This is a genomic window from Nocardia arthritidis (assembly GCF_011801145.1).
GTDB lineage: Bacteria > Actinomycetota > Actinomycetes > Mycobacteriales > Mycobacteriaceae > Nocardia > Nocardia arthritidis_A.
This window is the reverse complement of record NZ_CP046172.1, coordinates 9,425,532-9,444,173: the sequence shown is the minus strand read 5'-3', so window position 1 is coordinate 9,444,173 and position 18,642 is coordinate 9,425,532. Positions and strand designations below refer to the sequence as shown.

15 protein-coding genes are annotated in these 18,642 nt (G+C 67.7%); 8 read left to right on the top strand and 7 right to left on the bottom strand.

From position 1 onward, the window contains the following. The first annotated feature begins 324 nt into the window (after positions 1-324). The 3 genes from F5544_RS45895 to F5544_RS42965 all read left to right on the top strand — a co-directional run bounded on the left by F5544_RS45895 (position 325) and on the right by F5544_RS42965 (position 3,017). Entirely contained in the window at positions 325-768 is a 444-nt protein-coding gene (locus F5544_RS45895; RefSeq protein WP_238846954.1) for a hypothetical protein, read from the top strand. Positions 769-1,366: 598 nt separating this feature from the next. Next, positions 1,367-1,810, top strand: coding sequence for a DUF3151 domain-containing protein (locus tag F5544_RS42970; protein WP_167478441.1), 444 nt, complete (start codon positions 1,367-1,369; stop codon positions 1,808-1,810). A gap of 61 nt (positions 1,811-1,871) precedes the next feature. Further along, positions 1,872-3,017, top strand: a complete 1,146-nt coding sequence (locus F5544_RS42965; RefSeq protein WP_428847207.1) for an FUSC family protein — start codon at positions 1,872-1,874, stop codon at positions 3,015-3,017. Positions 3,018-3,289: 272 nt separating this feature from the next. Here the strand turns inward: F5544_RS42965 and F5544_RS42960 are convergent, their stop codons facing one another. The 3 genes from F5544_RS42960 to F5544_RS42950 form a co-directional block, all read right to left on the bottom strand. Further along, a complete protein-coding gene (locus F5544_RS42960) occupies positions 3,290-4,141 on the bottom strand; it encodes a glycosyltransferase family 2 protein (RefSeq protein ID WP_167478439.1) in 852 nt (283 codons plus the stop codon). A gap of 291 nt (positions 4,142-4,432) precedes the next feature. Further along, entirely contained in the window at positions 4,433-5,218 is a 786-nt protein-coding gene (locus F5544_RS42955; RefSeq protein ID WP_174867526.1) for a site-2 protease family protein, read from the bottom strand. Further along, the gene (locus F5544_RS42950; RefSeq protein WP_225726057.1) at positions 5,215-5,874 is read right to left on the bottom strand and encodes a hypothetical protein; all 660 of its coding nucleotides are present in this window, start codon (positions 5,872-5,874) and stop codon (positions 5,215-5,217) included. The genes F5544_RS42955 and F5544_RS42950 overlap by 4 nt, the downstream gene beginning before the upstream one ends. Positions 5,875-6,232: 358 nt before the next feature. Between F5544_RS42950 and F5544_RS42945 the strand changes: the two genes are divergently transcribed. Then, entirely contained in the window at positions 6,233-7,522 is a 1,290-nt protein-coding gene (locus tag F5544_RS42945) for an adenylosuccinate synthase (protein WP_167478437.1), read from the top strand. A 388-nt stretch (positions 7,523-7,910) separates the two neighbouring features. Continuing rightward, positions 7,911-10,514, top strand: a complete 2,604-nt coding sequence (locus tag F5544_RS42940) for a helix-turn-helix transcriptional regulator (RefSeq protein WP_167478436.1) — start codon at positions 7,911-7,913, stop codon at positions 10,512-10,514. An 8-nt stretch (positions 10,515-10,522) separates the two neighbouring features. On the opposite strand, the gene F5544_RS42935 is transcribed toward F5544_RS42940, so the two are convergent. After that, positions 10,523-11,923 (bottom strand): glycosyltransferase family 39 protein, encoded by a 1,401-nt coding sequence (locus tag F5544_RS42935; RefSeq protein ID WP_167478435.1) that lies wholly within the window; start codon positions 11,921-11,923, stop codon positions 10,523-10,525. A gap of 549 nt (positions 11,924-12,472) precedes the next feature. Here F5544_RS42935 and F5544_RS42930 point away from each other — a divergent pair. Continuing rightward, on the top strand, positions 12,473-13,348 hold the full coding sequence (locus F5544_RS42930) for a hypothetical protein (protein ID WP_238846953.1): 876 nt from the start codon (positions 12,473-12,475) through the stop codon (positions 13,346-13,348). Between the two features lie 198 nt (positions 13,349-13,546). Here F5544_RS42930 and F5544_RS42925 read toward each other — a convergent pair whose 3' ends face one another. Continuing rightward, on the bottom strand, positions 13,547-14,758 hold the full coding sequence (locus F5544_RS42925; RefSeq protein ID WP_167478433.1) for a helix-turn-helix domain-containing protein: 1,212 nt from the start codon (positions 14,756-14,758) through the stop codon (positions 13,547-13,549). Between the two features lie 113 nt (positions 14,759-14,871). Between F5544_RS42925 and F5544_RS42920 the strand changes: the two genes are divergently transcribed. After that, positions 14,872-16,131, top strand: coding sequence for an MFS transporter (locus F5544_RS42920; protein WP_167478432.1), 1,260 nt, complete (start codon positions 14,872-14,874; stop codon positions 16,129-16,131). Here F5544_RS42920 and F5544_RS42915 read toward each other — a convergent pair. After that, positions 16,081-16,629: a methylated-DNA--[protein]-cysteine S-methyltransferase gene (locus F5544_RS42915; RefSeq protein WP_167478431.1), complete on the bottom strand. Its 549-nt coding sequence runs from the start codon at positions 16,627-16,629 to the stop codon at positions 16,081-16,083. The two genes, F5544_RS42920 and F5544_RS42915, sit on opposite strands and share 51 nt — an antisense overlap. 78 nt (positions 16,630-16,707) lie before the next feature. Continuing rightward, a complete protein-coding gene (locus F5544_RS42910) occupies positions 16,708-17,052 on the bottom strand; it encodes a hypothetical protein (RefSeq protein WP_167478430.1) in 345 nt (114 codons plus the stop codon). Positions 17,053-17,114: 62 nt separating this feature from the next. On the opposite strand from F5544_RS42910, the gene F5544_RS42905 reads away from it, so the two are divergent. Continuing rightward, positions 17,115-18,620 carry a PLP-dependent aminotransferase family protein gene (locus F5544_RS42905; protein ID WP_167478429.1) on the top strand — a complete coding sequence of 502 codons (1,506 nt, stop codon included), beginning with the start codon at positions 17,115-17,117 and terminating at the stop codon, positions 18,618-18,620. Positions 18,621-18,642: the final 22 nt, after the last annotated feature.

Genomic DNA, 18,642 nt, shown 5'->3' with positions numbered 1-18,642 from the left:
CGCTGCGGTGCCGCCGCGCGGAGCTCCGCTCGGTGGGGTTCCAACGCCGGGCCGGTTAGCACCGGGCGATGCTGCGTTGCCTGGCGTGCGAGTGCCGGGAGCGCTCGATTGACGATTGCCAGGCCCTTGGTTGGCGGCGGTATCGGCGTTCTGCGGGGTGACGGGTGTTGGTGCTCCGGTGTTGGGGCGGGTTCCGGCCGTGCCGGGAATTACTTTGGGCTGTAAGGGAGTTCGCACGCCCTCGGTGCCTGGGCGGGGCGAATCGGTTGCCTTTGGATCGGCCGCGCGGGCGGGGCTCGGTGGCATCGGGCTCGGGGCGACCGTGTGTTGGACTCGTCCCTGCTGGCCCTGCTGGCCCTGCTGGCCCTGCTGGCCCTGCTGGCCCTGCTGGCCCTGCTGGCCCTGCTGGCCCTGCTGGCCCTGCTGGCCCTGCTGGCCCTGCTGGCCCTGCTGGCCCTGCTGGTTTGCGGTTCCGCTGGCGGAGGGGCCTTGCGGCCCACGGGTGTTGGATTGTGTGGTGCCGCTGTCGGTTGGTTTGCCGCCGGATCCCGGCTGGAGTGCGGTGGTTTTCGCGTCGGCGGGGCCCGGGGTGGTCGGGCGGGTGGCGTCCTGGGCGGGGGTCGTGGGCTGGTTGACGCTGTCTCGTTTGAATACCACTGTTTCCGCGGCGGTTCCCTTGGCGGGGGATTGCGTTGCACCCGAAGGGTTTTGGTGTGCTCCCTGTCGATCTCCGCTGGGGGCGGGGCCGCTCGACGACGGGCCGGATGACGCGCTGCGGGGCGGCTTCGGAGTCCCGGATTGTGCTGTGGCAGTGGGGGTTTGGTTCGCATTGCCCGGACGCCCCGCCTGGGCCGGTCCGGTGCTCTCCGACTGCGGTGGGGTCGAACGGTTCGCGGGCACGATCACATCGCCGGGGGTGTTCGGAGTCGCGGATCGTGACATCGGGTTCGGGCGGCCGCCGGGTGCGGGCGGCTGGACGCCTGGACGACCGCCCTGGACCGGTCCGCCCGCCGGTGTCGCGAAGGGCGTTGTCGGCGCGGCCGAACCGGACGACGGCGTGCTTACCGAGGGCCGACTGGTTTCAGGATTCGAGGGGGCTGCCGGGCGTGTGTCGTCGGCGGGACGCGCGGATTCCCGCGCCGGGCTCTTCTCGTCTTTCGGGTCGGACACCTACTACCCCTCGCGTAAGGCGGATCGTGCGAACTCGACGGTCAGCCTAGTGGGCGCTGTCGACGAAGTCGTCCGCAAACTCGCGCACGGCCGGACCGAATGCGGAGGTACGCCGGATAACAAATGTGGAGAGCCCAACACCTCGGCTGGGAGCCGCTGATTCCCGACTGTTGCGTCGGCGTGCAGAATGAAGCGCATGACCTCGTTCGGTGATCTTCTCGGACCGCAACCGGTACTGCTACCCGAAATCTCCGATGCGGAAGACGCACTGCTGGAGAAGGCCGACCCGGTCGGGGTCGCGGCCGCGCATCCGGCGGCGTCGGTCGCGTGGGCGGCGCTGGCGGAGGCGGCGTTGACGCGCGGCGAGGGGCAGGAGTCCGCGGTGAACCACGACGTCGTCGCGGCGTACGCGTTCGCGCGCACCGGCTACCACCGCGGCCTGGATCTGTTGCGGCGCAACGGCTGGAAGGGTTTCGGGCCGGTGCCGTGGAGCCATGAGCCCAATCGCGGTTTCCTGCGCAGCGTGGGCGCGCTGGCCAGGGCGGCGAAGCTGATCGGCGAGACCGACGAGTACGCGCGCTGCCTGGATTTGCTCGAGGACTGTGACCCGCGCGCCGCGGCCGAGCTCGGCCTCGACTGACCCCATTGATCGCGGTAATACGTAGCGATTCCGCGCGGCGCGGCCGTCGGGTGGCGCGTTGATCGATCCGAATTCGCGTGTCGGCGTCGCCCGTGCGAGCAGCATCGAGACGCTGCGGAGTTCGTGGTCGCGGCTGCGGCTGTCGGCGTTGCCGATCGTGCAGTGCTCGGTCGGCGCGGCGCTGTCCTGGTTCGTCGCGCATGTGGTGGTCGGACATCCGCAGCCGTTCTTCGCGCCGACGGCCGCGGTGGTGTCGATCGGTATTTCGTTCGGCGCCCGGCTGAAGCGGTCGGTGGAGCTGGTGGGCGGGGTTGCCGTCGGCATCGGCATCGGCGACGTATTCATCAGCAGGGCCGGTACCGGCGTTTGGCAGATCGCGCTGGTGGTCGCGGTCGCCATGGCGCTGGCGGTATTCCTCGACGGCGGATCGATCATCACCATGCAGGCGGCGGGTTCGGCGGTACTCGTCGCGACGCTGATGCCGCCGAGTAACGGGGGCGGCCTGTCGCGCATGGTCGACGCGCTGGTCGGCGGCCTGGTGGGTGTTGTCGTCGTGGCGGCGATCCCGCTACATCCGGTGCGTAGGGCCCGCGAGCAGGCCGCCGACATCCTGGACGTGATGGGTAAGGCACTCACCGAATGCGCGGAGGGTCTGCTCGCGCAGTCGACGGATAAGTTGCGCGATGCCCTCGCGACGGTGCGGGCCACCCAGCCGAAGATCGATTCGCTGCGTTCGGCCCTGGACGGCGGCCGCGAGATCAGCCGGATCTCCCCGCTGTATTGGAATTCGCGCGCCCGCTTGGAGCGCATCAGGGCGACGGCGGATCCGCTCGACAACGCCGTCCGCAATACCCGTGTGCTGCTGCGCCGTTCGCTGACCCTGGTGCAGGATGACGAAATCCTGGATCCGCGCCTGATCGATCTGGTGGAACGGCTCGGCGAGGCGGTGGCCGTGATCCGCCGGATGATGCTGGCGGATCCGGGTGAAAAGCCCGATCAGGCCGAGGCGGCCAGGGTGCTGCGTTCGGTCGCCAAACTCGCGCGCCCGGAACTCGTTGCGGGAGCGGGACTCTCGGCCCACGTGGTGTTCGCGCAGGTGCGCTCGGCGGTGGTCGATCTGATGCAGGTGTGCGGCGTGAAACGCATTTCGGCGATGGCGCTGCTGCCGCCGACGGTGCCGCATCCCTTTGTGCCGCCGGAGGATTGAGCCCAACCTACTGAGTAGTACGGTTCGGCGGCCTTCGGGGCGAACCATGCCATTTGGGTAGTCCGCTACTCGTGTCCGGAGCCGGATCGCGGCCTAATTTCGTCATGTGACCGCGGTTGACGAGGGGTAATTGCGGTCAGGACTTCGCAGGACAGCGGATCGTCCCGCCGGCCATAGTGGTGTGGTGGCCGGGCGGGTGGGGGCGAGATGTGGTCCGGCGAAGCGAAGGTCGCCCGGTCCTGAGGTCGGACCGGGCGACCGGCTGTTCGGGATCAGTCGCCGACAGCGGAGATGCGCTCCGCACCCGGCCGCAGCGAGAAGCGCCGCCGGTCGAAATCCCAGAACCGGTAGATCGGCCACTGGACGGTGTGTGTCACCCAGGCGCCGACGATGACCGCGCGATGGAACGGACGCACCTGGAATCCGTGATCGGCGATGGTCCGCAGCCCCATCAGCTGGAACTTCCACCACTTGCTCGGGCTGGTGCGCCGCCGCCGCGATGAGGTCTCGGCGCGCATATCCTTCAGCTGATCGATGCGCAGGCCGCGCTTCGAAAGGCATAGCGCCAGGTCGAGGTCCTCGGCGACATCGGCCCTCACCTGGGTGTCGTCGCGCACCTGCAGCCAGGCTTCGCGCCGCAGGGCCATATTCGGCCCGTGCATATTGCCGACCCGGCCGCCCAGTTTGCCGCGACGGTCCTGCAGGTACAGGCCGAACTTCAGGAAGAATCCGACCGGTGAATCGTGGTAGGTGCAGATTCCGGTGACCGCCGCGGTCTCCGGATGGGCGAGCAGATAGTCGCGGATGGTGCGGCCCCACTCGGCGCCGACCAGCGTGTCCGCGTCGGTGCGTGCGATGAATTCGCCGCGGGCCTTGTCGAATCCGGTGTTGCGGGCCGGGGTGATGCCACGATTCGGCTCGTGGACCAGCTCGACCTTGGGGTTGGCCGCCGCGAATTCGCGCACGATGGCGGGTGTGCCGTCGTCGCTGCCGTTGTCGACGACGATGACCTCATCGATGGCGTCCTGCGCGACGAGCAGGCGCAGGCAGCGCTCGATGACCGCGGCTTCGTTCAGGGCTGGGATGACAACCGTGAGCATCGTCGGGGGATGCGGTTCCGTCATGCGGTGTTTCCGTTTCGATTTTCAGATTTGGGTGTTCCGAAATGCGTGGCGCCCAATTCGTTGACCGAGGTTCCGGGCCGCGGTGCAATGGGCGTTGGATGTAACCGGCGCCGAGTGTGCCTTGGGCCGACATGATGTGTCCACTGGACATTATGAACAACCGGATGGTTGCTACGGTCAGCGCACGGCGACGTACGAAACCGCCTGGTAGGTATTACTTTTCCGACGGGACGGCGATTCAAACCTCGATAGATTAATCGACCGCGGCGATGCCTGGGCGGCAGGGGTGGGTCAGGTCCAGAACCGGACGAGGTAGCCACCCCATTGCGACCATTCCCGCGGTACGCCGGAAAGTTCGAACAGACCGTATACGAACTGGAAGAAGTAGTGATTGATCGCGGGCGTGAATATCAGGATGAACAGCAGCAGCATGCCGAATGCCTTGAACTGCTCCAGCGAGCGCCTTGTCTGATAGCTCAGCGATGGCTCCAGGATGCCGTAACCGTCGAGGCCGGGAATCGGCAGGATGTTCAGCAGGGTTGCCGAGATCTGCAGCATGGCAAGGAAACTCAGCCCGAACCAGAACGCGTGATGCGCGTACTGCTCGCCGGCGAAGCGTACGACCAGCAACAGCACGATCGCGCACAGGGCGTTCACCGCAGGACCCGCACCGCTGATCAATCGCTGCGTGCGCGGGCTGAAATTATGCGAGTGCACATAGACCGCACCGCCCGGCAGACCGAATCCGCCGAGCGCGATGAACACCATCGGCAGCACGATCGATAGCAGCGGATGGCTGTACTTGAGCGGGTTCAGCGTCAGATAACCGCGCAGCTCGACCTCGTGATCACCGGCCCGCCACGCGAAGTACGCGTGCGCGAACTCGTGCAGGCAGAGCGAGAAGATCCAGCCGAACACCACCATGACGAAGACGCCGATCCTGGCCTGCGTCGAATCCCATTCGGCGGCATCCCATGCCACCGCGCCGCCGACCACCGCGGCGACGATCACCAGCAGGAAGATCGGGCTCGGCCGCACGGCGCTGAGCCCCGAATTGCGACGCTGCGCGTAATTCATCGGACCAGCAACCAGGGTTCGTTGTGCCGGTAGAAGCTGGAACGCGGCACGGTGCGGTCGGAGCGGATGCCGTCGCGGACGACGACCGCACCCGGCGTGCCCAGCTGCGCGGCGCGACCCTCCACCCAGCGGCGTTTCCACATGCCGCGCTGAACTGTCGCCCGCACGCCGGGTAGGTCGAGCGTCGGCGAGATATGCATCGCCGTCACCCGGCCCGAAAACAGTTGAGTGTCGTCCACGTACGCTTCCCCCTCCAACTTTCCCCCGTCGACACCGGTGATCGTGGCCCGGCCGACCAGTACCTTACCGGTGTCGTCCCGGATCAGCGGCGTCTCCGTCGCCCGGCCCTCCAGCGCCAGTTTGGCGGCCGCGTTACCGGTGCCGGTCTGGTAGGCGCGCGAGCCGTAGGTCTTATCGATCGGCACATAGCCGATTTCGACATGCAATCGTTCGGTGCGCATCAGATGTGTGAGCACCGCGGCCAGTCCGGCATCCTCGCCGAGGACGATCAGCCGGGGCAGGCTGTCGGCCGCGAGCACCGGCAACAGCTCATCGATGTGACCGGTCTCCGGAATGGCTGAGGTCTGAGTGGTCGGCAGCGCCGCGAGCGCGATCGGAACCGGTGCGCCGTCGCAGCGGAGAACGTGGGTACTCAAACTGCCGTACACCCTCCTCGGTCCGTCCGACACCCGTCGGTCCACGCCACGTAAATGCCTTGTTCGGGTGCAACCATAGCCGCGCGGGCAGTGGTTACACGGTTGTCGAGCCTAGCGGGCGCTGCCGGGCGAAGCCCGCCCTCAGCCCGCGCCGGGCCGAGCTCCTGTGCGAGGCGCTCGCCTAGCGGGCGCGGGGCGGCGGAGTCGCTTCGATGACGGTGCCGACCCGTCGGCTAGACTGTGCTTCCGGCCACCGCCTCAGTACGGCAGGTAGCTGCAACATCGGTGTTTACACCCCGCCGGCTCCGTCGGCTGCCAGCTCCCGGGATGTTGCCTGTCGACTCGTAGGAGAATCTCCATGCCGGCTATCGTGCTGATCGGCGCCCAGTGGGGCGACGAGGGCAAGGGCAAAGCAACCGATCTGCTCGGCGGCAGGTTGCAATGGGTGGTCCGATACCAGGGTGGCAACAATGCGGGCCACACGGTCGTGCTGCCGAACGGTTCCAAGTTCGCCCTGCACCTCATCCCGTCCGGCATCCTGACCCCGGGCGTGACGAATGTCATCGGCAACGGCGTCGTCGTCGATCCCGGTGTGCTGCTCGACGAACTCGCCGGATTGGAAGAGCGCGATGTCGACACCTCCGGCCTGCTGCTCTCCGCCGACGCGCACCTGATCATGCCGTACCACGTCGCCATCGATAAGGTCACCGAACGCTTCCTCGGCAACAAGAAGATCGGCACCACCGGCCGCGGTATCGGTCCCTGCTACCAGGACAAGGTCGCCCGGGTCGGCGTGCGCGTCGCCGATGTGCTCGACGAGAAGATCCTCACCCAAAAGGTCGAGGCCGCACTGGAATTCAAGAATCAGGTGCTGGTCAAGATCTACAATCGGCGGGCGCTCGACCCGCAGCAGGTGGTCGACGAGGTGCTCGGCAAGGCCGAGAGCTTCAAGCATCGCATCGCCGACACCAGGCTGAAGTTGAACGAGGCGCTGGAGCGCGGCGAGACCGTGCTGCTGGAGGGCTCGCAGGGCACCCTGCTCGATGTCGACCACGGCACCTACCCGTACGTCACCTCGTCCAACCCCACCTCCGGCGGCGCCGCGGTCGGCGCGGGCATCGGGCCGAACAAGATCAGCACGGTGCTCGGCATTCTCAAGTGCTACACCACCCGCGTCGGCTCCGGACCGTTCCCGACCGAACTGTTCGACGAGCACGGCACGTACCTGGCCAAGGCGGGCGGTGAGGTCGGCGTCACCACCGGCCGGGCCCGGCGCTGCGGCTGGTTCGACGCAGTCATCGCCCGCTACGCGACCAGGGTCAACGGCGTCACCGATTACTTCCTCACCAAGCTGGACGTGCTGTCGAGCCTGGAGACGGTGCCGATCTGCGTCGCGTACGAGATCGACGGCAAGCGGGTCGAGCAGATGCCGACGACGCAGACCGAATTCCACCATGCCAAGCCGATTTTCGAGGAGATGCCCGGCTGGTGGGAGGACATCTCCGGGGCGCGCACCTTCGAGGATCTGCCCGCCAACGCGCAGGCGTACGTGCGGCGGTTGGAGGAGCTGTCCGGTGCGCGGATCTCCTGCATCGGTGTCGGGCCCGGTCGCGACGAGACGATCGTGCGGCACGATGTGCTCGGCTGAAATCAGCTGACCTGATCGGGTTCGAGCACGTAGAATGAGTTCGTCACGTAAGTGATGGTTGGAGAGGATAGGGCACCGCTCCTCACGGCACCCTATCCGAATGGGTTACTTAGTCCGCTTCAATCGAACCAAGATGTAGAGGAGCCCGGCGGCCGCGACAGTGGCCGCAAACCAGACTGCCGGGTTCGCCGGCTCCTCTTTCCGGTGTTTACCCATCTCCCATTCACCTCCTTTCCTGACGGCGACAGTCGAACCGGCTGTCACCGCTCGGAAGGGAGGTGTCACGACCATATCGGTCGGCTATGACACATGCGATCGAATTTGCGAACCCGGTGCGGCCGTTGGGTGTTCGCTTCGATCATGATCGGCGGCCAACTACAGTAGAGGTATGGCTCGGAACTGGCCGATGATCGAGCGCGTGGGCGAATTCGACGCGATTCGCGCTGCGCTCACCGGGCCGGAGCACATGGGGGTCGTGCTCACCGGTGACGCAGGAGTCGGCAAGACAACGCTGGCCAGACAGGTTGCGGCCGCGGTCGGCGGCAATGTCCGCTGGGTGGCCGGGACGGAGTCGGCGCGCAGCATTCCGCTCGGGGTGTTCGCGCATATGGTCGGCGTCTATACCGCGCACGATCCGGTGACGTTCATGTCGGCGGCGCGGGAGGCGCTGCTGGCCGACGGGCACACCATCATCGGCGTCGACGACGCACATCTGCTCGATCAACTGTCCGCAACGCTGCTGCTGCAGTTGGCGATCGACAAGGCAGCGCACATCGTCGCGACGGTGCGCAGCGGGGTGCCGGTGCCCGACGCGGTGACCTCGCTGTGGAAAGACGGGCATCTGCTGCGGATCGATCTGCGCCCCTTCACCCAACGGCAGAGCGTGCAGCTGGTGGAGGAGATGCTCGGCGGGCAGCTGGAGGGTTTCACCGCCAACCTGATGTGGGAGTCCTCGGGCGGGAATGCGCTGTTCCTAAGGCATTTGGTGGAGGGCGCGCTGGAGGCGGGCACGCTGCGCCAGGTGAACGGGGTGTGGCAGCTGCGCGGACGCGCGGCCGTGACCTCGGAACTGGCCGCGCTGCTGGAGGATCGGGTCGAGCAGCTGCCGGAGCCGGTGTTGCGGGTGCTGGAGCTGCTGACGTTCTGTGAGCCGATCGATCTGGACGTGCTGGCCGAACTGGCCGGCGAGGAAGCGGTGGAACAGGCCGAAAACCGCAGCGTCATAAGGGTTGTGGAGAATACGCACCAGCTGACCGTGCGATACAACCATCCGCTGTTCGGTGAGGTGATCCGGCGCAGGCTCGGTATCGCTTCGGCCCGGCGGCTGCGCGGGCGGCTGTATTCGTCGCTGCGGGAGCGGCCGATCAATTCGGCGGCCGACCGCATCCGATTGGCCGAATTGGCCTTGGACAGCGATAAATCGGCGGATCTCGAGCTGTTCGTCGCGGCCGCGGCCGACGCCATCGGGTTGGCGAATCTGCCGCTGGGCGAACGGTTCGCACGGGCCGCGGTGGAGCGGCAGGGCGGGTTGGAGGCGGCCGATCTGCTGGCGCGTGCGCTGCTGTGGCAGGGCCACCGGATCGAGGCCGAGCGCATGCTGGCCAGCTTCGATCCGGACCAACTGAATCAGGTGCAGTTGGCCCGCTGGGGCAGCACCCGGGTGGCTAATCTGTTGTGGGCCATGGGCGATGCGGATCGCGCCGATCGGGTGCTCGCGCTGGTGCGCAGTAAGGCGACGCATCCGAAGATCGCGGCGACCTTCGACGGGCTCGCCTCGGCGTGCGTGGTGAACGAGAACCGGTTGGACGACGGTTTCGCGCTGGCCGAACGGGTCATTTCGATGAAAGACGCACCGGCGTGGGCGGTTTGGTGGGCGGCCTTCGGCGGTGGGCTGGCGCTGGCGCTGATGGGCAAGGGTGAGGCGGCCCGGGAGTACGCGGCGCGCGGCCACGAGGTCGAGGACGAGATCGATGCGCTGAACCTGTTCATGTCCGCGCATGCCGAGGTGCTCGCGCTCACCTTCATCGGTGATCTCGAGGCGGCGCGGCGCTGTGCCACTTCATATTTCGGATACTCCTCGCCGGGCCAGTACGTGGCGTGGGGTATGTCGAAGATTCTGCAGGGCACCGTGGATGTGGCGCAGGGGCGCTTCCCGGACGGTATCGAACATCTCGAGCAGGCGCTGGCGGCGCTGGCCGCCGAGGGTGCGTCGGCGTGGATGTTTCCGGCGAGAATCCGTCTGGCCGAGGCGTATTCGGCGCTGGGGCGGGCCACCGAGGCCGCCGAGACCATTGCCGAGGCGACGTCGAGGGGCGGGCGGCACAGCGCGGTGTACGAACCGCAACTCGATATCGCCAGGGCGTGGTTGTCGGCCGCGGAAGGCACGGTCACACCTGCCATCCGCTTGGCCATGGGTGCCGCCGATGCCGCCGCACGCGCCCACCAGCATGCTATCGAGGCCTTCGCCTTACATGCCGCGGCTCGCTTCGGCGACGCCTCCGTCGCGGGGCGGCTCGCCGACCTCGCCGCCAAGGTGGATGGGCGGCTGGTCCAGATCCAGTCCAGGCATGCGGTGGCGCTCGCCGCCCACGACGGTCCCGGATTGGACGCCGCCGCGGCCGAATTCGAGCGGATCGGCGCGCTGCTCTCGGCCGCCGACGCCGCCGCTCAGGCCGCCTCCGCGCATGAACGCGCCGGAGACCGCCGCCGCTTACTCGAATCCGCCGCCACGGCAAACCGTTTGGCCGCCGCCTGCGGTGGCGCCAGCACCCCGGCCCTGCGGCAAGCCGCCCAACCGTTGCCCCTCACCGCGCGGGAACGCGAGATCGCGAACCTCGTCGCGGCGGGGTTGTCCAATCGGCAGATCGCCGACCGGCTTACCGTTTCGGTGCGCACCGTCGAGGGGCACCTGTACCGGGCGTGCATCAAAATGGATGTGACCGATCGGGAGTCGCTGGCCGCGCTGATGCGGGGCGAGTCGCCGGGGGAGTGATCCGCGCTTCACTGAGCGCGTAGCTGCGGCCAGAGTGTGGTCCATGGCGTTTTGCGTCCGACCAAAAGCGTTGCGAGGTCCGGTGTTACGGTTTCGGAGCTGGTGAAAGCGGCCGTCAGGGTCGGCGTCGGTGTGCCCAAATACAGTATGGCGGTGGCGGTTTCGGGTGGGGTGCCGAAGTAGTAATAGCCTCGGTGCGGACTGTACGCGCGGGGGAGGCCGGTCTTCCCGCGATACAGGTCGACGATGGCGGCGAACGGGTACGATTCGGCGACGATCGCGATATGCGGCTTCATCTCCGGGGGAAGCGAATCGTAGGCCGCCACAACGATATCCGAGAAATCGCCGACCATCGTATCGGACCGGACGAAGCCTCGCGCCGTCATGATCACATCGGTGTCCGGAAGTCGCTCGGCGACCGACCGTGGATATATCGGTATCGCCGCGACGAACAGTATGGTCCCCGCAGCGACGGCCGTCGCGACGACCGCACGGATCGACACGCGGCGGCACAGTCCGGTCACGATCACCGCGCCTGCCGCCAAAGGCGCTGCGTAAAGGCCACATACGTAATAGGACCGGCCGTGCATGACCAGATAGCCGAGAAAGACGAGGATCAGCGCCGCCGCGACGAAACGATATGGCCGCCAACGCGGGACCAGAAATAGTGCGGGCAGCCCGACCGCGACCAGTGGCAGTCCGACCGCCAATCCGGCGCCGACGGCGCTGTCCCAGAGGAAGCGGCCGAGACCCGGAAACTCGGCGGCGACAACCTCGGACATATGCGTGTACGGCCAGTTATTGTGTTGCTGCCAAATGAGATTCGGCACCGTGGCGGCGGTGGCGACGGCGGCGCCGAGCCACAGGGCCGGACGGCCGAGCATGCGTCGTGGTCCGAAGACGAGCGCGGTGCTGAACAGCGCCACCCACAGCGCCGGGACGAGGAATTTGATCTGCAGCGAGACCGCGGTGATCAATCCGGCGTACAGGAGCAGCCGATCATTCGCGCGCCCTTCGGCATTCAGCCGGGTCCAGCGCACGATCAGCCAGATCAGCAGGACCCAACACGCGGGATCCATGGAATACGTCGCGAGCCAGTGGGCCAGCGTGACGCAGATCGAACAGGCGTAGGCGAAGGCCGCCAATGGCTGCGCGCCTCGCCCACCGCCGAATTCGCGGGCGATCAGCGCGGTGCCGATCATGCCGCCGACCGCCGCCAGCGTCGCGGGCAGACGCAGCACGAGCAGCGAACCCGGTGCGATCCGGTCCATCAGCGCGGCCAGCGCGGGGACCAGCGGCGGTTGATCGAAGTAACCCCATGACAGGTGATCGCGGCCCGCGACAACGAAATACGCCTCGTCGAAGAAATAGCCGTAATCGCGGCTGGCGATGAGTAGTGCCGTGCCCACCGCGCCTGCGACCAAAAGTATTGGTCCCCAAGCTACTTTCGGAATGTTCTGATGTTCTTCCGCTGTCGTGGACCGGCCGGGTTGCCGGAGCCCCGCGGTGATATCCGCCATGCCCAACGCCTCCTCGAACCCTCGTCGCATGATTCTGCGACCGGCCGGGGGTGTTCCGAATCGACCGGGAGTCGCGTGCGTCTACCTCTCGAGTGCGATCCGAGTACGGCCGAAAGTACGACCCGAGGTCGCGGTGATCGGTGTGTTGGGTAGATGGTCGCGACCGGATCGCCTGAAGAGTGGATTCAGTCACCTTTCAGCTATCGATCCGGGGTGATGGAATCTGGGGGTAGCTGTGGACAATTCGCCAGCACTTCGGGTAAAGGAGAAGTGTTTCCGGGCTGTGTATTCGAGAGTTTCAATTTGACAGCATCCGCTCAGCAATGGTTATCGTGCGTGGCACGGTGCGCGGGGACGTGCCGATTTCCTCAATCCTGATGGTGGTGTTTCGACGTGGCTCGTCATCGAAAAGTGAACAGCTCGGCGGTTCGGGGGGCGATGCGTCCGGTGGTGGGTGCGTTGCCGCTGGTGGTCGCGGTGGCGTGCGCGGGGGTGGCGGTCGCCGAGCCGCAGTCGCCCAGCCAGCCCGGTGTCACCGCGCCGAGCGCGCCGGGACCGGAGCGTTCGCTCAGCCAACCCGGAGTCACCGCCCCGGGTCCGCAGCGGCCGAAGTCCGAGACGGATCCGGCGCAGAATCTGAAGAACGCGCGGCCGATGCCGCAGAATCAGCCCGCGCCGCCGATCGAGCCGCAACAGTTGCACGCACCCGAGCCGGTGGCGCCGGTGGCCCCGATCGCGCCGCCGCCGCGCACCCTGCGCATCGGTGATTTCACCAGCCCGGTCCCGAACGAGGTGCCGAACGAACTGCTCGACGGCGTGAACGGCACCGCGGCCACCGCGGAGGCGGCGATCGCCACCGGCGGCCGGTCCATCGGCATCAATCCATCCCGCTCCGACAAGATCGCCGCCGCGACCGCCGCCGGCGCGGTCGGCGGTGCGCTAGCCGGCGCGGCCGTCGCGGGCATCCCCGCCGCGGTGCTCGGCGGTGTCGGCGGCGCCGCGATCGGTGCCGGTGTCGGTGCCGGAATCGGCTTCGCGGTCGGTGTCGCGGGTACCGCCGCCGCAGGCGGTATCGCCGCCGCCGTCGCCGGTGTCCCCTCCGCCGGCGCCGGCGCCCTCCCCGCCGTCGGCGCGGCCTTCGTCGCGGCCTGGCCGGTCGCCGCCGCGAGCACCGGTGCGGGTGCCGCGATCGGCGCGGGCGTCGGCGCGGTCGCGGGCGCCGCGGCCCTCGGCATTCCGGCCGCTCTGGCCGGCGGCGTCGCGGGCGGCCTGCTCGGCGGTGCGGGCGGCGCTGCCCTCGGTGCCACCCTCTAGCACGACAGCTGGTCCTTCGAATTGACCACGGCCGCAGCCGATTACCGGATCAGCCGTGGCGCTCGTTCCGGTCTGGGCGGTCGCCGCCTTCGAGCGTAGGAGCCCATGATGGTGCTCGGGTGGTGGGACGACGCCCGCGCATTGATTGGTGGTTTAAGTCGTGGAATGCGGCTGTGCTGTCGGGGTTTTGGGGCTTGGTCAAGCGAGACGAGGTATGGGTTCGCCGAGGCGGTGGGCTATTCGGTGGGCGGTTGTCGGGTCTATGCCGGGTAGGGCGGTGAGGGAGGCCAGGAGGGCGAGGAGGGGTTGGCTGCGATCGAGGAGGATCGCGCCGGATATCACTGCGCGGGCGAATTCCTTTATCGTGCGGGCTGTTTCGTGGGGTAGGCCGATGGCGGTCAGGTCGGCTTCGGCCAGTGTGGGCGGCGGCGGGAACAGGTGGCTGAGGCCCATGGGGTGTAAACCGGGGACACGGGTGCCGTAGTGGGTGACGAGGCGGCCGGTGAGGGTGTTCGCGGCGTTGGTGTCGCGAGCGATGAGTGTGTGTACGGCGGTTTCGTATCCATCCCAGGTGCCGGGTATCGATGACACCGAAGATTCGGCGAGCCGGGATGCTGTTGTCCGGCGGTGATCGGGATCGAAGATGTGGCGTGCGCGCTGGACGTGGTGGATGAGCCCGCGCAGGTCGGGCACGTGAGCGCGTAGGAATAGGTCGCCGCAGGGGTCGGCGATGATCTCCAGCACGCCGGGGCGTCGGCCGGAGAGGATGGTGCGTCGGTAGACGTTATCGGTGACATGTTCGACGCCCGGAATCGCGTGCGCGGTGAGGTAGTCGAGCATGGCTCCATGCTCCGGCGCGGGCAGGTATCCCAGCCGCAGCAGCACTCCACCGTCGGCGATCAGGCGGTCGGAGGTGCGCCGTCGAGCGCGCAGCTCGCTCGGCGGGGCGTGGAAGATCTCCCGGCAGGCGCGGTTGAGCTGGCGGACGCTCCCGTATCCCGCCGCGAAGGCCACATCCACGATCGACATGTCGGTATCGTCCAGCAGTCGCCGTGCGAAATGGGCCCGCGACGAGCGAGCGAGTTGATCCGGATTCAGGCCCAGCGTCGCGGCGAACAGGCGCCGGAGGTGGCGCGCCGAGACCCCGAGCCGCGCGGCGAGATCGGCTTCACCGTGCCCGTCGAGTGCTCCATCGACGATCAAACGTACTGCGCGGCAAACCAATTCGGCTCCCGGCGGGCCAACTGGCGGCGCACCGCGATATGGACGGCACCGCAGACATGCCCTGAACCCGGCCGCCTCGGCCGCGGCGGCCGTGGTGAACAGCCGCACGTTCTCCGGTTTCGGCCGGCCGGCACAGCCTGGTCGGCAGTAGATGCCGGTCGTCACCACCCCTGTGAACTCACCCATCTCCCCATAATGGTTCGGCACGGGACGGCGACCTCGGACAGATCCGGACAAACCTGCGCCCATGTCCGAATACGACCAGACCCGACGGGTGGGTGATCAGCACTGTCGATCACATGTCCGCAACGAGTACCACGTCCCGCCGCACCGACGCCGCATTCTGGTCGACGGCCGCGGCACTGCTGGCCCTGATCGCCGGAACCGAGATCCCGACCCCGCTGTATGTGCTGTACCGGAACCGATTCGGCCTGTCGAACACCATGCTGACCACGATCTTCGCCACCTACGCGCTGGCCTTGATCCCGACTCTGCTGATCGGCGGCCGACTTGCCGACCGTTTCGGGCGGCGGCGTTTGGTGGTCGCGGGCCTGCTCGGTGCGGCGGTGGGTTCGATGCTGCTGGCCATGGCCGCCGGGACCGCGGGGCTGTTGGCCGGTCGTGCCGTGCAGGGCATGGCAGTCGGCATCGCCACCGGCGCCGCGACCGCCGCGCTGGTCGAATTGGATACGCGAGGTGGACGGGCCGCCTCGGTCGCGACCTCGGCCGTCGCGGGCGGCGGAGCCGTCGGTCCGCTGCTGGGCGGACTGCTCGCCCAATACGCGCCGTCACCGTCGGTGCTGAGCTATTCGATCGAGACCGTGGCGCTGCTCGCCATCGCCGCCGCTGTGTCCACCACCGGTGACTGGCCGCTGCCGAGCGGCCCCGGCACTGCGAAGCCGTCGCCCCGGATACCACCAGAAATCCGAATCCGGTTCGCCCGCATCGGAATCGGTGTCTTCACCGCTTGGTCGGTCGGGGCACTGTACACATCGGTCGTCCCGTCGTATGCGGTCGAGCTGCTCGGCACCCGGAACCTCGCGGTTCTCGGGGCGGTCGCCTTCCTGATGCTCGCCACCGCGGCCGCGACACAGTCGACGCTGCGCTCGATTCCGGACCGAATCGCGGAACCGACCGGATTCGCCCTGCTCATCGCGGGTCTGATAGCGCTCGTCATCGCCTTCCCGACCCAGTCGGCGCGGTGGCTGGCGACCAGCGCGGTACTCGACGGAATCGGTCTCGGGCTCGCCTTCCTCAGCACCCAAGCCGAACTCAATCGCATTGCCCCGCCGGACCGTCGAGCCGAGCTGTCGGCGGCGTTCAACGTCTGCCTCTACTGCGGTGTCGCCTTCCCCGTCCTAGGCGTTGGCATAGCCGCCGACGTCACCTCGCTGTTCAGCGCCGTCGCCGCGTTTGCCGCAGTTATCGGGACGCTCGCCGCCCTCACCATCGGGTGGACGCTCCGTGGCAGGCGATCGCCGGTTGGCCGGAACCATGCCGCCGAGTCGTCAGAAGAGGGTCGGCTCGCCGAAACCGGATGTGCGTTCGATCGCCAGTAGGTGCATCTTGGTTTCGAGGCCACCGGGGGCGGAGAAGCCGTGTAGGGCGTGGTCGGCGGCGAGGACGCGGTGGCAGGGGATGATCAGCGGGATCGGGTTGCGGCCGAGGGCTTGTCCGACGGCCTGGGCGGCTCCGGGGGCGCCGATGCGGTCCGCGACCTGCCCGTAGCTGAGGGTGTGGCCCGGGTCGATGGCACGGGTCACCGTATAGACGGCGCGGTTGAATTCGGGAATTCCACTGGTGTCCAAGGGGATCCAGCGCAGGTCGGTGAGTTCGCCCGCCAGGTGGGCGCGGATGGCGGCGATGGCGTCGGCGATCGGGCCGCTCGGTGTCTGCTCGGTGACTTCGATTCCGTTGCGGCGGCGCAGGATTCGTGTCCGGGTGGCCGCCGGGGTCGCCTCGGGCAGCTGGAACCGGATCACCCCGGTCGCGCTCCAGGCGATGGCGCAGCTGCCGATCTCGGTGTCGAACAGCGTCGCGGCGGGGGAGTCACTCATGTGCACAGTGTGCACCGCGACCATGACATATTTCGAAATACCAGTCCAGTTCCGGGAAACTGGCCATTCGCGGCCGAGTCATCCGGCGGCAAGCGGATTCGGCCTGCGGGGGCACGCCGATGTGGTCCGGCGCGCCGGTGTATCGCTTGTCGGCCTGCGCGGCCAGGTTGGATTCACCTTGGCCGCACCGGTTTCCGCGGATGTATCGGCCACCGGTCGCGCCGATCCGGGCAGCGTCTCGGTATCCGAGGCATCGTTACGCCCGTAGATCGCGACGAGCTCCGAGTATCGGCGCTGCTCTTCGTAATACGACAGACCCGCTGGATCCGGGCGATACCGCTCCAGCCGATACCCGGTGCCGCGCAGCGGCCGGGTCAGGTAGATGAACAGGGCGATGAGGAGCAGTGCGGCTAGAGCTTCCATATCTTCAGCCTGCGGTGAACTGGCCTTGCCAATAAATATCCACTCGGTCAATACTGGACTTTATGGCGACACGGGTGATCGGCGCGTCCAGTTTGGCAAGGGATCTGGGCCACTGGCGCAGCGCGGAGGACGGCGAGCGGGGCGAGGTGACGCGTCGTTCGGCCCGTCCCGCGTATCTGGCCTTGGCGGAGGGGATCCGGCTGCTGATCCACGACGGTCGCGCACCGCTGGGCGTCGCGCTGCCCAGCGAGCGGGATCTGGCCACCACGCTCGGCGTCAGCCGCACCACCATCACCTCCACCTACGCGCTGCTGCGGGAGAACGGTTATCTGATCAGCCGTCAGGGTTCGCGCAGCACCGTCGCGCTGCCGCCCGCGGTCCCGCACGACGGCATGAAGCCGACCAGGGGCATCATGGCGACGATGCCGCATTCGGCGCTGCCGACGATCGATATGACCTATGCCGCGATGGCCGCGCCGCTGGAGATGCAGGACGCGTATGCCGCTGCGCTGGAAGGGATTCCGGCATATCTGTGCACGCACGGCATGGATCCGGTCGGCATCGTCGCACTGCGTGAGGCGCTGGCCCGCCGCTACACCGAGCGCGGCCTGCCCACCGAACCCGACCAGATCCTGGTCACCCTCGGCGCACAGCACGGCCTGCGGCTGCTGCTGAACGTGCTGGCCTCGCCCGCGGCCAGAGTGCTGATCGATCACCCGACGTATCCGAATGCCATCGAGGCCATCCGTGATGTCGGCGCACGGCCGATTCCGGTCCCGGTGCGCCCCGAACTGCCCGGCTCGGGCTGGGATCTCGACGGAATCCGCAGTGCCGCAAGGCAAACGGCGGCGACGCTGGCCTATCTGGTGCCCGACTACAACAACCCGACGGGGCTGTTGATGAACAACGAGGATCGCGCCGAGCTGGCGGCGATCGCCCGGGAGACCAGGATGACCGTCGTGATCGACGAATCCATGGTCGACCTGCGGCTCACCGCTGCCGAGCCGCCGTTGCCGGTGGCCGCGTTCGCGAAGGGCAGTGAGATCGTCACCATCGGGTCGGCCTCCAAATCGTTCTGGGGTGGTCTGCGCGTCGGCTGGATTCGCACCAATCAGGCGCTGATCACCAAGCTGCTCGGCATCCGTTCGACCGTCGACCTCGGCACACCGGTGATGGATCAGCTCGCCGTCGGATATCTGCTCGAACATGCCGAAACCATCCTCGACCGCCGTCGCGGCCAGTTGCGTTCGCAGCGTGCCGCACTGCTGTCCGCCCTGGCCGAAGAACTTCCGGATTGGCGGGTCACCGACACCGCGGGCGGGATGTCCGTGTGGGCCCAGCTTCCGGCGCCGGTCTCGACGGCGCTCGCCGCGACCGCCCCGAATCACGGCATATTGCTCGCCGCCGGACCGCGTTTCGGCGTTCAGGGCGCGTTCGAACGCTTCCTCCGCCTGCCCTTCACCCACCAGGAGCACGATCTGCGCCTGGCCGTGAAGGCCATCGCCGCGGCATACGAGGCGCTGACGCCGCGCGCCGCCGACCCGCTGAACCCGCTCACCTGTTACTGATCGTCGCGGCGAAAAGCGCGGT

Excerpts from the sequence above, each read along its gene's own strand:
- F5544_RS42970 (WP_167478441.1), top strand. The coding sequence starts at position 1,367 with ATGACCTCGTTCGGTGATCTTCTCGGACCGCAACCGGTACTGCTACCC.
- F5544_RS42905 (WP_167478429.1), top strand. The coding sequence starts at position 17,115 with ATGGCGACACGGGTGATCGGCGCGTCCAGTTTGGCAAGGGATCTGGGC.
- F5544_RS42920 (WP_167478432.1), top strand. The coding sequence starts at position 14,872 with ATGTCCGCAACGAGTACCACGTCCCGCCGCACCGACGCCGCATTCTGG.
- F5544_RS42930 (WP_238846953.1), top strand. The coding sequence starts at position 12,473 with ATGCGTCCGGTGGTGGGTGCGTTGCCGCTGGTGGTCGCGGTGGCGTGC.
- F5544_RS42925 (WP_167478433.1), bottom strand. The coding sequence starts at position 14,758 with ATGGGTGAGTTCACAGGGGTGGTGACGACCGGCATCTACTGCCGACCA.
- F5544_RS42915 (WP_167478431.1), bottom strand. The coding sequence starts at position 16,629 with ATGAGTGACTCCCCCGCCGCGACGCTGTTCGACACCGAGATCGGCAGC.
- F5544_RS42945 (WP_167478437.1), top strand. The coding sequence starts at position 6,233 with ATGCCGGCTATCGTGCTGATCGGCGCCCAGTGGGGCGACGAGGGCAAG.
- F5544_RS42955 (WP_174867526.1), bottom strand. The coding sequence starts at position 5,218 with ATGAATTACGCGCAGCGTCGCAATTCGGGGCTCAGCGCCGTGCGGCCG.
- F5544_RS42940 (WP_167478436.1), top strand. The coding sequence starts at position 7,911 with ATGGCTCGGAACTGGCCGATGATCGAGCGCGTGGGCGAATTCGACGCG.
- F5544_RS42910 (WP_167478430.1), bottom strand. The coding sequence starts at position 17,052 with ATGGAAGCTCTAGCCGCACTGCTCCTCATCGCCCTGTTCATCTACCTG.
- F5544_RS42960 (WP_167478439.1), bottom strand. The coding sequence starts at position 4,141 with ATGACGGAACCGCATCCCCCGACGATGCTCACGGTTGTCATCCCAGCC.